This window comes from Verrucomicrobiia bacterium (genome assembly GCA_023953615.1).
Lineage (GTDB): Bacteria > Verrucomicrobiota > Verrucomicrobiia > Limisphaerales > JADLHS01 > JADLHS01.
The window spans coordinates 740,457-753,330 of the sequence record JAMLJH010000001.1 but is presented as its reverse complement, the minus strand read 5'-3'; the positions used below and the strand labels follow the sequence as shown (position 1 = coordinate 753,330).

The window sequence follows — 12,874 nt, the reverse complement described above, 5'->3', positions numbered from 1 at the left end:
CCCAAAGTGGCACCGCCGTCCTCGGCGGTCGTCGTTATGCCGCTGTGGTGCGGAATCAAAGTCCGCCGACAAAGGCGGATTCGCGGGCTTTGCCAAACGGTTTCAGCAGTTGCGTCGCGCCCACCGTCAGCAAATCAATATCCGCTGCGCTTTGGAAAAAGCGGAAGCCCTGTTTCTGGCAGCGTTGAATTTGCTCCGCCGTGATCGCGGGGCGACCCAGGTATTTTCCGTGCTTTTTGCCGGCGGCTACAATCCGCGCGATGGCCGCCTCCAGTCGGGGATGGTTCTGATCGCCGCGCAGTCCGAGCGCGAAGGACAAGTCGCTCGTGCCGATGAACAGCACGTCAATGCCCGGGGTGGCGGCGATGGTTTCCACCTGTTCGAGTCCCTGTTGTTCCTCGACGATGGCCACGACCAGCACGTTCTCGTCCGCAAAATCGTAATAACCTTCCGGCGCCGGCCAGCGGAACTGCGCGAGGTTCGCGCCCGAACCGCGCAAACCGCGCGGCGGATAGCGGCACGCGGCCACGGCCTGGCGGGCCAGTTCGGGCGTGCGGGTGAAGGGAAAGATCACGCCCAGCACGCCGGCATCCAGCACGCGTTTGGCGGTCCATAGCTCATTCGTTGGCGGCCGCGCGAACGGCACGGCGGGCAGTCCGCGCGTGGCCAGCACGGTGTGGCGCACCATCTCGAGGCTTAACGGCGCGTGCTCCATTTCAAGCCAGATGAAATCGAAGCCGAGCGCGGCGCACTGGACCGCCACTTCCACGTTGTTGACGCTGATGGTCGCACCGATCACGGACTCGCCACGGCGCAGTTTGGCTTTGACGGAATTTTGGAATTTCGTTTGGGTGGATTTGGTTTTTTTAGTGGGCATAAAAGTGAATGTGGTCAACGGTTGCGAATCAACTGATCAAGGAACGCAGCGGTCGCTTGCTCACGGCGGACCGTTTTAAGTGTCGCTTGCTTGGTGGTCATGGTTGCGTCGTCGGAGCGGTTTTGATGAGCCACACTTCGGAGACCTGATTGGCGCGACCGTTGCCGCCCAGACCCGGCTCGGCCCGCCAGGTCAGTTTCAAGCGCCCGGAAGCGGTCGCCGCCGCCGGTAACTCAAACTCCAGCGGTTCAATCGTCGCCGGCTTGGCGCGCAGGGGATGGATTTGAATCGTGTCGTTCGCATCCAGGCGAATTCGTCTTTTGGTGTTGTCACCCGCGTAGATGACGCGCAGTCGGTAGTGCGCGTTGCGATCCAGATTCTCGTAAAGCATTTCCAGCGGCGCATCGTAAAGCACCTCGGCATGATCCTTCCACGAAATCCGCCGCACGGGCGCGACCGCGTCATCCGGCGCATCCCAAAACTGGTCTTCGGTAAAATCCACGCGCGGTGAAGCGAACCGGTCCGGGTCCTGGTCGAAGTCCAAATTGATGAGCAGGTGCGGTTGCGCGGCGACGTTGCCGAGGTCGTCGTAAAATCCGCCGGGGCCGGGATTGGTCCAGTTGACGATTTCATCCAGCGCCTGCCGTCGCGCCGGTTCAGCATCGAGCTGACGAATCTGCGCGAAGCGTTCTTCGAGCCACAGCCGGTTGTTCAGCGGGTAATCCATGGAATCAAGCATCGCGCCCCGATCCACATCAATCGCTTGGTAACGCTCGACACTGAGTTGCATGGCGATGCTTTGAAACAACGCTTCACCCAACTGAAAGATGCGGAGCCGCAACGCGGCCTCGGCGGGATCGGCTTCCGGTTGGCGTAAAATAATCTGCGCTTCGGCCATTGCTTTTTCGCTGCCAACGGTGGGAGCAAATTGCAAGGCGCGCAAAGCTTGTTGTTCCAATTTTGTTTCGCGCAACCAACGGTGCCGAACGTACGCGTCGAAATAGGCGCGGAACAATGCCTGTTGAAAACGCCAGTTGCGCCGCGTGGCGGGACGCACCGTCCGCTCGATCATTTTAAAATTCCGCAGCGTTTGTTCGACGCCGACGTTCTGCGCGAGCGGCGCACGCCAGTTACGTTCCAAGGCAAACAGTCCTTCGGCAAACGCCGCCTCGACTTCCGGGCCGATGAAATAGCGGCTGTATTCGCGCAGCACTTGTCGCACATCCGCGTCCGGATCCCAGCCCAGCGCGCTCCAGACACATTTGTTTACGTCGTCGTTGCAACCTTCGGAATAAGTGCCGAAACCAATGGAATCGGGCAGCGTGTGCCGCGCAATGATTGCGTAATCCAGCGGGCGGGGATTGATGCCTTCGCGCCCGGCGGTGATTGAAAACGCCACGTCCCATTGCGACACCGGATACTGGCATTGCTGTGAATGCGTGATGTCCGGGTACAAGCGAATGGGATATTTTGCGGGGATGAGTTCGCGCAGTTGCTTCGGGCTGACTCGAACCTGGGGGCCATGCACGACGCCGCTCAACCAGGCGGGTTGTTCGCGCCGCAGAATTTCCAGGAACTCGTCCAGCCACGGCTGTGTAAAACCCTGGGGCGAAACCCACATCTGCGCCTGGGGATGAAAGCGGTGCAGATTCGCAGTTTGCTTTTCCAGCAGTGCCATCAAATGCTTCGGCTGCGTGTGGCCGGGGTCACCGCCCGGAACGAACACTGCATCCACGCGGGGCAATTGCGCAAAAACTTCGCCCCATTCGCGCACTGCGGCAGTGACGGTCTTTGGGTTTGCGTAATTCTGGTCCAACGCCGGATACCAGATCCACACGTTCAAACCGTACTCCGCCGCCAGGCGCGACATGCCGATCATCATTTCCATGGGCGGACGCGGGAAGTGCGGACTGTCTGCATCGTCGTCCGAACGCGGTGGGATCAGCTCGACGGTGTTGCAGCCGAACACGGCGAGATCGCGAAAGTATTGCTCCCACACCGGCAAATCCCACGCGTCGTAGGAATGGGTCTTGGGCCGATACCCCAGTTGATGCCCGCGCAACGGGTATTTCGGCGCGGAAGCAATCTTCAGGTCATCGCGCAAACTGACTTCGCCTGACACCATCCGCAGTTCGCGCAACAACCGACCCACGCCGAACAACACGCCGCGCGCGTCGTTGCCCATGACAAATACCGTCGCGTTGCTCGGGCTGCCGGTCACGGCGAGTTGATAACCCTCGGGCCGTTGGTCAGCGGGGATGGTTTGCAACTCGGTGGCGCGCGTGTCGGCAAACGATTCCAACGCGCGGCGATTGCCCACGGCGATGGTAGTGACGTTGGTCGTTGGCCATTCGTGCTGCACCGGCCAGCGGATCAACGTGCGCTTTTCCACTTCTTCCACCAGCATGGTGATGGCTTTCTGTTCCGGCCCGGACAGATCCGATGGCGCAACGATCAGCGCCGATTTCAAATCAATCGCGCCGATCGGTCGCGCGGCAACCGACAACAGAAGCAGGGCCGCCATACACCCGAGCCAGCCGGAGCGGTTTGTCCTAGACCGGAGCCGGGGAGGAGGTTTGGCAATGCCATGGCGCATGGTCAGAACTATCTGACTTACCTTCCGACCTAGCCAGAAAAAATTCGAGTGGTGGCGCGGCTGGCGGCGGCGAGCCAGCGCTTTCGGCTTTACCCCTCGCGCACGGCTGAACATGCTGTGCGCAATGAGTCCTATTCCAGTGGTCGGACCAACCCTAAATCGCTCCGCGGCCCGCATTGCGCTTGTGTCGAAATGTGCCCGTCAAATTGGTCGCAAGCTTTCCTTCGCGTCATCCGGGATTGCGTTGGGGCTGGCTGTTGGTGCGCTGATTCAGCCGCTCGCCAGCCCGGCGCAAAGTGGAGCGGCCGCATCGCATTTGTGGACGCCAGTGGCGGATGAAGTTTATCTGCAAGAGATCGGGCAAAAAATTCCCACGGAAAAACCAGCCACGAGCATTGCGGTACATGACGACACGGTTTTCGTGGTGGTTGGCGGCACGATGAAAGCGCTGCGGGACGGCGCGTTGCAGGAGGTTGCGGGCGCGCCGACCGACGTGAAGCGGATGCGTTCACTCGGCGAGGCGCTCTGGACGACGGGCGGACAGGGGACGCATCGCTTCGCCGCGGGCCAATGGTCACGCGTGGATGAACAGTCATTCAACGATTTTTGTTTGCACCTCGGTCGGGTTCACGCGGCAACGCGCAGCGAGGTGTATCGCTTCGAAGACGGCAAATTCGTCAACCTCCGCCCGGCCAACGGTTACTTGCAGACGGACACCACGATGATCATGGAAGACGGGACGCAAATCCTGAGCCATCCCGTGGACATCGGGCCGGTGGATCGCATCGCCTCCTACAGCGGCACGCTTTATTTGCTGCGGCGCGGTCGGCTGGCGCTGTTGGAAGGACGCACCTTTGTCGAAGACCCGGTGGATTGGGGGATGATGCCGTCGCGGGTCACGCGGGACCTGCTCTCGCTGGGCAGCCGGCTTTACATCGCCACTGATCGCGGAGTGGCGGTATTGCGCGGGATGGCGTTGACGACGTGGCGTGGCGCGGAAGGGTTGCCCTACGAGGACACCACCTGTCTGGCGCGCGGTTTTGGTGACGACCTGTGGATTGGGACGAGCCGGGGCGCCATTCGGCAGACCGGCGGCGAGTTTCACTACTTTGGCGTACAACGCTGGTTGCCGGGTGAATTCGTTCGCGACATCGCGGTGAATGATCACACCGTTTACATCGCCACGGATGGCGGTCTGGGGATCATTCGGTACGAACCGTACACGCTGGCCAAGAAGGCGGCTTACTTCGAGCGGGAATTGCAGGAGGGCGGTTACCAGCGGCTGGGTTTTGTGCATAAACTTTATTGGTCCGGCGAGCAAAACGGTTGGTTGCGCGAAATCAGCGATAACGACGGCGGCAACAGCGCGCAATATCTGGCCGCCATGACGTTCAAATTCGCCGCGACCGGCAGCGCGGCGGCGCGCGCCGAGGCGCTGGAAACTTTCAAGGCGTTGATCTGGTTGGGAGACATTACTGCCAAACCCGGCTTTTTCGCGCGGGCCGTCTGGTCGGTCAAGAGCGACCAGGGCGCGCGGGCCACGCAAGGCTCGGGCGGATTGCCCGCGAAATGGAATCCCACTCCGGACGGACGGTGGCTTTGGAAGGGCGACACTTCCAGTGACGAAGTGAACTCGCACTATTACGCGATTTCGCTGTTCCACGATCTGGCCGCCAAAGGGCCGGAGCGGCAACGCGCCGCCAAGCATCTGGCCGACATCACTTCGCACATCATGGACAACGGTTGGGTATTGCGTGACGTGGATGGTCAGCCCACGCGTTGGGGGCGCTGGGATCCGGAGTATTTGCTGCGACCCTACGGTTACGAGTCGCGCGGCTTGAACGGCATGGAGGCGCAGACGTACGTGCAAACCGCGCTGGCCTTGACCGGTGACCCGAAGTATCAGGCCGGGCTGGAGCAATTGTTGCAGTGGGGTTATCAAAATTACACCGTCCGCCAGAAGCTGACCTTCCCGCCGGATTCCATCGTGACGTGGGATGATGAACTGGCGTTTCATTGTTATCATCCGTTGATCCGTTACGCGCACGATCCGGATTTGCGCTCCCTTTACCTGCGCAGCCTCGAACGTCATTGGGAAGTCATGCGGATGCAGCAGGTGCCGTTCTTCAATTTCATCTACGGCAGTTTGACCGGAAATGATTGCGAAGCGCCGCAGGCCGTACAACACCTGCGCGAGTGGTCGCTGGACCTGGTGAATTACACCTACCACAACTCGCACCGCCGTGATCTCGCGCCGCGTTCGGGTTACGTGCCGTACCAGGGCGGCACCCGCGCCATCTCTCCGCGTGAGATTGGTCCGGATTTCGGCGCGCGCTCGGCGATTCAATACGACGGCGGTGACAACGGCCACGCGATGACGCCGCCGATTGGCTGGTTGGAAGATTACTGGATGGGCCGCTACTACGGTTTCATTGCCGCACCCCAAACCACGGACCCGAAACTGATCAACGTCAGCCCGCGTGCCACCAAACCTCAAGGCGCCGCGCCATACGACGGGCCGGCGCGTCCGGTGCTGGCTTGGGAGAAATGATTTCGCCGATGAACCACACCGTGCCTCTCGTATATTCCATGAAACGTACCCTCACTCTGGCTCTCGGCATTGGCCTGGTCGCCACAACCGGATTCAGCGCCGACCAGCGTTCGCTGGCCGAACGGCTCGGTTATCAGGCCACGGATAAAATTCTCATCGTCAACGGCGATGACGCGGGCATGTGTCACGCGGCCAATCTGGCAACGATTGAATCACTCGAAAAAGGCGCGATGCGTTCGGCCACCCTCATGGTGCCGTGCCCGTGGTTTCCGGAGATGGCCGCGTACGCGCGGCAACACCCCGAGTCAAGTTTTGGCATCCATCTGTGCCATACGTCGGAGTGGATCAAGTATCGCTGGGGGCCGGTGGCAGATCGTCGGCTGGTGCCGGGGCTGCTGGATCCGGACGGCTATTTGTGGCACGAAGTGGAGGACGTTTACCAACACGCCCAACCCGAGGAAGCGCTGATTGAAGGGCGGGCGCAAATCAAAAAGGCGCTCGCGGCCGGAGTGGATGTCACCCATCTCGATTCGCACATGGGCACGCTGCAACTGAATCCTGATTACGTGAAAGTTTATGTGCAACTGGGACGCGAGTTTGATCTGCCGTTGCGCATGGCGTCGCAGAAAACTCTGGCGCGGTTTGGCCATCCGGACCTGCGCGCGCAAATTGCCGCCCAGGGAATTTTGTTCACGGACGATTTTGTTTACGAGGAACTGCCCGAGGAAAAAAACGGGGTGAAAGAGTTCTGGCTGCGCATCGTGAAAAATCTGAAGCCGGGAGTGACGGAACTTTTCATTCACGCCGCGCTGCCCACGGACGAGCTGAAAGCCATCACCGGCTCGTGGGCCACGCGCGCTGCGCAATACGAAGTTTTCACGCACGATGCGGACATGCAACGACTGCTCCAGGAAAACAATATCATCCTGATGGGCTACCGGCCGATCCGCGAATTGCAACGCGCCGAACGGCGGAGCGCGAACGCCAAATAAAACGGAGTGCGGATTATTTCAATCCCCGCGCCGCGCGCAGGACGCCCGCCATCACGGTGTCGCCCAGGGTTTCGCCGTAAAAACTGACGCTCGCTTCGTACCCGCCTTTACGCCATTCGGTGGCCGGTAAAATGTAACTCACCCATTCGTCAGCCAGGCCGCCGATGGTCACACACTTGGCGTCGGTAAATTCACGCGCCTGGGCTTTGATGGTCAGCCCCAACTCGGACGCCATTTCGCCCGGCACTCCCAAAATGACGAGGTCGCCCAAACGCAGCGCGGTGCTGTGCGTTTGCGTCGGCAGCAACGCGCCCAGCAGATTGCCAATCGTGGCTTTGTTCAAACCGTATTCTGTCCCGCCGGTTTTCATGAAGTCCGCGTGCCAGGTGATTTGGGGCAACGCAATGGTTTCCGTGTGCCATGCAAATTCCGTGACTTCGTGTGGCGCAATTTTTTCCCAAACGCGCCACGCCTCGAGGCCCATTTCGCGACCGTAACGCTCGGCGCGTTCCCAGTGGCTCGTCACGTTGGCGGGCGGCGTGGGGGATTGATCACCCTCCGCGCCGTTGTAAAACATCGCGACCACGTTCGATCCGATGAGCGCTTCCAGCGTGCGCTGCAAGTGCCCCGGCCAATCACCCGAAAACCACATGTCTTCGGCATCCATGAACGTGGGGTGCGCGGTCCAATTGACGAGCACGGCCAGCGGCTGACCGCTGCGCGTATCCACTCGCGTCACGGTCAAACTCGGATCGTGGGTGCGCAAGCCGGAGCGCCGATTGCGATTGCGATCCGGCACGGTGACGTTCGCCGAACCGGCCTGGGCCGGCACGATTGCCTGGGCCGCCGCGCGGATGACCTCGGCCAATTGTTCCGCCGTGCGCTCGAATAGTTCCTTGTGGAAAATGCCCATTTGCGGGAGATCAAACCGGTTGCCCGGATGCAGCGCCATCATGTCGAAACTCGTGTGAGAATGACTGGCCAGTAGCAGGATTTGATTGGCGTTCCAACCGGTCGTCGCCAGTCGCGCGACCACTGCCGCTTTGAACTGTGGCGGAAACGCCAGCACGTCCGCGGTGACCAGAGCAAATTTGCGTTCGCCTTGCGTCAGCACCAATGCCTTTGCCCAAACCGCATCGTGAACGCCGGTCGCCGGACGGCTCAGGCGTTCGCCGTAACCGCCCAGCGCCACCCGCATTGCCAACGGCGGCGTCAGATTCACCCGGGCCGCCCCGGCCAGCAATTGACCCTCATCCGCGTGCGCCACCCCGATGATGAAAACGCAGGTGACGATGAGGCCGATCCGGCGCCGGAAAGAATTGCCCCTGGGTTTGATCCCGCCCCGCTGACGGATTGGGCATCGGAACGGAAGGAGAGTTGGGTTCATCGTGGAATGATTGGCAGCACCAACTGCGAGGGATGTTTCGCATCATGGCGGATGGTTTGTTGCGCCGTCAGCAATTCGGTGTCGGTGCCAAACGGTTTGCCGCTGTTCGGATTGCGGTCGAAGCGCGGGAAGTTGCTGCTGGAAACTTCCAGTCGGATGCGATGCCCGCGTTTGAATAAATTACTCGTGACCCACAGATCAATTTCGAAGCGCTCAACCTGACCCGGCGGCAGCAACTCCGATGATGCCGGGCCGTGCCGATGGCGCGCGCGGATGATGCCGTCGCACAAATTGTAAGCTTTGCCGTCCGGATGCACGTCCACGAGTTTGGCGGTGAAATCCGTGTCCCGCGCACTGGAGGCCGCGTGCAAAATCAACTTTACCGGCCCCGTCACCTCCACGTCCTGTTCCAGCGGGGCCGTGGAATAAACCAGCACATCGTTGCGTTGTTCCACGGTGGTTTGATCGAACGGACCGGCGGGCGCGCCGATCAGGTTGTTGCCGCCCGTGGTGGGCACGGGGTTTTTGCCGTCATAGGTAAACACATCCGCCGGCTCCTGTTTCGGCACGATGGTATCGAGGCGACCATCGCCGTTCAGCGAATTGGCCTGGCCGCCGCTGTGCAAGTAGTAGGACGCGTATTGCGTGCGCTTGAGCGGCCATTCATTTTCGCCGCGCCACTGGTTTTCGCCCATCACAAACAGGTAATAGGCGGGCCAGTCTTGCACGCCGGTTTCATGGCCTTTCAACCAAAACTCGAACCACTTGAACTGCCATTCGCCGGTGTTGAAGCGCGCCGCCGCGCCAAAATCCAGCTCGCCCACTTTTTGCCCGCCCACCCCGTGCGCCCACGGCCCCATCACCACCACTTGATTGCGCCGCACTTCGCGCACCCGGGATTGCGCGCGCACCTGGGCCGCCATCTCCAATGTGGGTTTGGAAAAAATGTCATACCAGCCGCCGATGTTCAGGATCGGCACCGTTACCTCGGCGAACTGATGGTCAATGCTCCGCCGTTGCCAATAATCATCGTAGGTGGGATGCGCAACCCAGTCGTTGAGATAGAAAATTTTCTTGGCAAATTGATCGCCAAAAGTGTTGAGCGGAAGATGTTGAAACACCTCGATTAATCGTTCCGGTTTAACGTCCGCCCCGCCGACCAGCGCACCCCAGCCCATCAACAAACCTAGTTGCATGGCGCCGCCGTCGTAAGCCACTTCGTAAGCGTTTTCAAACGGCACCACCGGCACCATCGCCTGGAGATATGGACTCGCCTTCGCGGCGGAGGCCCATTGAGTCCAACCCACGTACGAACCGCCGGCTGTACCGATTTTGCCGTCGCACCACGGTTGTTGGCCCACCCATTCCTGCGTGTCAAACCCATCCTCCACATCGTAGGCAAACGGATCCCACACTCCTTCCGATTGGCCGCGCCCGCGACAATCCTGCGTCACCATCACGTAGCCCGCTTCGGTATAGCGTTTCGCGTCGCCCCAATTTTCATCCATCTTGCCGTAGGGCGACCGCATCAAAATCACGGGATAACGCCCCTCAGTTTGCGGGCGCCACACGTTGGCGGCCAGTTTGATCCCGTCGCGCATGGTCATCATGACGTTGGCTTCAAAGACAACCGGCGTTGCGGCTACGACCGCCAACCACGAGCCAAGCAGCAGCCCGACACCGAGCCACGCGGCCCGGGGCAAAACAGAACATTGGGTCCTCATGCGGTTATTCAACCAAGATTGGCGGCGGCAAGTCCAGCCGCGTGATTCAGTCTTTTCATTCCGCGCGCGAACGATAGAGTGGTCGCGACAAATCTGATTACATGAAAAAATTTATCTTCCTCGGGGTGGCGCTGTTGGTGGCCGGTTGTTGCACGCAGCAACGGCATGAATCCGGTTGGATCTCGCTGTTCAATGGCCAGGACCTGTCCGGTTGGACCGTGCGCGGCAAAGCCACCTGGTCCGTGCAGAACGGCGTGCTGATTGGCCTGGGTGGCATGGGCCACATCTATACGGACGCCACCGCCACCGACTTTGAGTTCAAGGGCAAGTTTCGCATCACCGAGCAGGGTGCAAAAGCGAATAGCGGACTGTACTTCCGCGCCCATCCGCCAGTGGATAATCCGGACGGTTTCCCGCGCGGTTACGAAGCGCAGATTTGCCACAGCCAGGAAGCCTACACCGGCTGGTTGTGGAAGCCGGGCAAACCGACGGGCAAGGCCACGACGTTACTCACCAAGGACGGCGAGTGGTTCGATTACCGCATCCGCGCCGTCGGCAGCCACATTCAATTCTGGATCAACGATCAACCGGTAATGACCTACGACGACACCGAATACACGACCGGCCACTTCGCGATTCAAGGCCACAATTCCGGCATGAAAATCGAAGCGAAGGATTTGTATTACCGGAATCTGAACTAACCGTACGTAGCTTTGCGAACTGTTGTCGCACGAGTTTGGGCCGTCCGATTTCTACTTTGTCGCTTGCGTCATGCTCGACTGAACGCTTGCTGTAGCTCGGGGCGATGAGTCACTGATCGGTTACGGGTGTGTTGCCCGCTCCACCCGGCCTTCTCATTGAACAGCGATCACGCGACTCAAGGATTAAGAAGTGGCCAACGAACCATATAGATCGGCGTAGCGCCGCCTTGAAACGGGACAGTGGTGCCTTGAAACGGAGGTTTTACGAGACGCGCAGCGGCAGGGTCAGTGCGAAGATCAGTCCTAATGCCAGGCTGGCGACCACCCACAGCAGCATTTTTTTCCACGGAAACCTGAGCTTTTGGCTCGTGGCGGCGGGTTCGATTCGGATGGATTCAGCGGTGATGGCGGACATACGCACTGGGTGAAAGCAACGTCGGTACCAGTGCGCGATTGCCTGACTGGAATCGGGTTGCCACCCGGGAGCGCACCGGGAGATCATCCGATAAACGGAGGGGGCACGCTGAAGCTTATCCGTGGTTGTCAGCCAGCGACGCTCTTGAAAAGCGAGCCGCGGCAGAGGGATTTGGAAGTTGCTGTTGGTCCGGCAAGCGCGCTCCACCGAGGAGATTACCGGTGAGGGGAGAATAAAAAATAGCATTTAAGCTTGTCGGAGCCGCGCGTCTTGTAAAATTATCTCCCGCAATGAAGAAAATCATGTTCGTGGCTGTGTCGTTGATCGGCGCAGTTATTTTTACTGGTTGCAGCACGACTGGCTCGCGTGCGGCCAATAACCTTCCGCCCGCCGGCTTCACGGCTTTGTTCAATGGTAGTGATCTTTCCGGCTGGTGGGGCGCGTCCACGGAAGACCCGCGGAAATACCTCGCGTTACCCGAGGCGGATCTAAACCAGAAGAAGCGCGATAGCCTGGCGGACATCCGGGCGCATTGGTCGGTGCAAAATGGCGAACTGGTCAATGATGGGCAGGGTTTGTATCTGACCACGGATAAGAACTACCGGGATTTCGAGTTGTTGCTGGAGTATCGCACCGTGCCGCGCGCGGATAGTGGCGTTTATCTGCGTGGCTGTCCGCAGGTGCAGATTTGGGATTCCACCGAGCAGGACAAATTCAGCATCGGTGCGGATAAAGGCTCGGGAGCGCTTTGGAACAACAGTCCGGGTGCGCCCGGCAAGGACCCGCTGGTGAAGGCCGATAAACCGTTTGGCGAATGGAATTCGCTGCGCGTGATTCTGTGCGGCGAACGCGCCTGGATCTGGCTGAATGGCCAACAGACGGTGGATGGCGCGCGCATGGAAAATTATTACGATCGCAAACTGCCGCTGCCCGTCGCGGGACCGATCCAACTGCAAACGCACGGCGGCGAAATCCGCTGGCGCAATGTGTTCATCCGGGAGATCGGCAGCACGGAGGCCAACCAACGCGTGCGCGGCAAGGACGCGGGCGGATTCAAATCCATTTTTAACGGTCATAGTTTTGCCGGTTGGTCGGGGCCGATTGACAATTACGAGATCGAGGCGGGCGCCATCACCTGCAAGCCCAAGCGCGGCGGTACGATTTACACCGATGCCAGTTACGGCGACTTTGTGGCGCGACTGGAATTCAAACTGCCCCCCGGTGGTAACAACGGTCTGGCCATTCGCTATCCGGGAACGGGCGACGCGGCCTATGTGGGCATGTGCGAATCACAGGTGCTGGATGACCATTACGAGCAGGCCACCGGCAGCCAGATTGACCCCCGGCAGGCGCACGGCTCGGCGTACGGCATGGTCGCCGCGCAGCGCGGTTATCAACGCCCCATCGGCGAATGGAATTATGAAGAGGTTACCGTCATCGGGCACACCATCAAAGTGGAGCTGAACGGGACGGTGATTCTCAACGCCGACCTGTCCAAGGTGACGGACTTCATGGCCGGACACGCGCATCCGGGCGTGAGCCGCACCTCTGGACATTTTGGTTTCGCCGGGCACAATGACCCGGTCATGTTCCGTAACCTTTCCATCAAACCGCTTAACTAGATCTTTCGC

9 protein-coding genes are annotated in these 12,874 nt (G+C 60.0%); 4 read left to right on the top strand and 5 right to left on the bottom strand.

Annotation, left to right across the window (positions count from 1 at the left end; genetic code table 11):
• Positions 1–55: 55 nt before the first annotated feature.
• Positions 56–877: an aldolase/citrate lyase family protein gene (locus M9920_02930; GenBank protein MCO5051239.1), complete on the bottom strand. Its 822-nt coding sequence runs from the start codon at positions 875–877 to the stop codon at positions 56–58.
• Between the two features lie 97 nt (positions 878–974).
• Complete coding sequence (locus tag M9920_02925) at positions 975–3,401, bottom strand: hypothetical protein (GenBank protein MCO5051238.1); 2,427 nt, start codon at positions 3,399–3,401, stop codon at positions 975–977.
• A 256-nt stretch (positions 3,402–3,657) separates the two neighbouring features.
• Here M9920_02925 and M9920_02920 point away from each other — a divergent pair, with 256 nt between their 5' ends.
• The gene (locus M9920_02920) at positions 3,658–6,024 is read left to right on the top strand and encodes a hypothetical protein (protein MCO5051237.1); all 2,367 of its coding nucleotides are present in this window, start codon (positions 3,658–3,660) and stop codon (positions 6,022–6,024) included.
• 38 nt (positions 6,025–6,062) lie between these two features.
• Entirely contained in the window at positions 6,063–7,016 is a 954-nt protein-coding gene (locus M9920_02915) for a polysaccharide deacetylase family protein (GenBank protein ID MCO5051236.1), read from the top strand.
• Positions 7,017–7,029: 13 nt separating this feature from the next.
• On the opposite strand, the gene M9920_02910 is transcribed toward M9920_02915, so the two are convergent.
• Complete coding sequence (locus M9920_02910) at positions 7,030–8,403, bottom strand: neutral/alkaline non-lysosomal ceramidase N-terminal domain-containing protein (GenBank protein MCO5051235.1); 1,374 nt, start codon at positions 8,401–8,403, stop codon at positions 7,030–7,032.
• Positions 8,400–10,127, bottom strand: a complete 1,728-nt coding sequence (locus M9920_02905; GenBank protein ID MCO5051234.1) for a CocE/NonD family hydrolase — start codon at positions 10,125–10,127, stop codon at positions 8,400–8,402. Before M9920_02905 ends, M9920_02910 begins: the two co-directional genes overlap by 4 nt.
• Before the next feature lie 101 nt (positions 10,128–10,228).
• Here M9920_02905 and M9920_02900 point away from each other — a divergent pair, with 101 nt between their 5' ends.
• Entirely contained in the window at positions 10,229–10,828 is a 600-nt protein-coding gene (locus tag M9920_02900; GenBank protein MCO5051233.1) for a DUF1080 domain-containing protein, read from the top strand.
• Positions 10,829–11,090: 262 nt separating this feature from the next.
• Here M9920_02900 and M9920_02895 read toward each other — a convergent pair whose 3' ends face one another.
• On the bottom strand, positions 11,091–11,243 hold the full coding sequence (locus M9920_02895) for a hypothetical protein (GenBank protein MCO5051232.1): 153 nt from the start codon (positions 11,241–11,243) through the stop codon (positions 11,091–11,093).
• A 290-nt stretch (positions 11,244–11,533) separates the two neighbouring features.
• Between M9920_02895 and M9920_02890 the strand changes: the two genes are divergently transcribed.
• Entirely contained in the window at positions 11,534–12,865 is a 1,332-nt protein-coding gene (locus M9920_02890; protein ID MCO5051231.1) for a DUF1080 domain-containing protein, read from the top strand.
• The last annotated feature ends 9 nt before the right edge of the window (positions 12,866–12,874 follow it).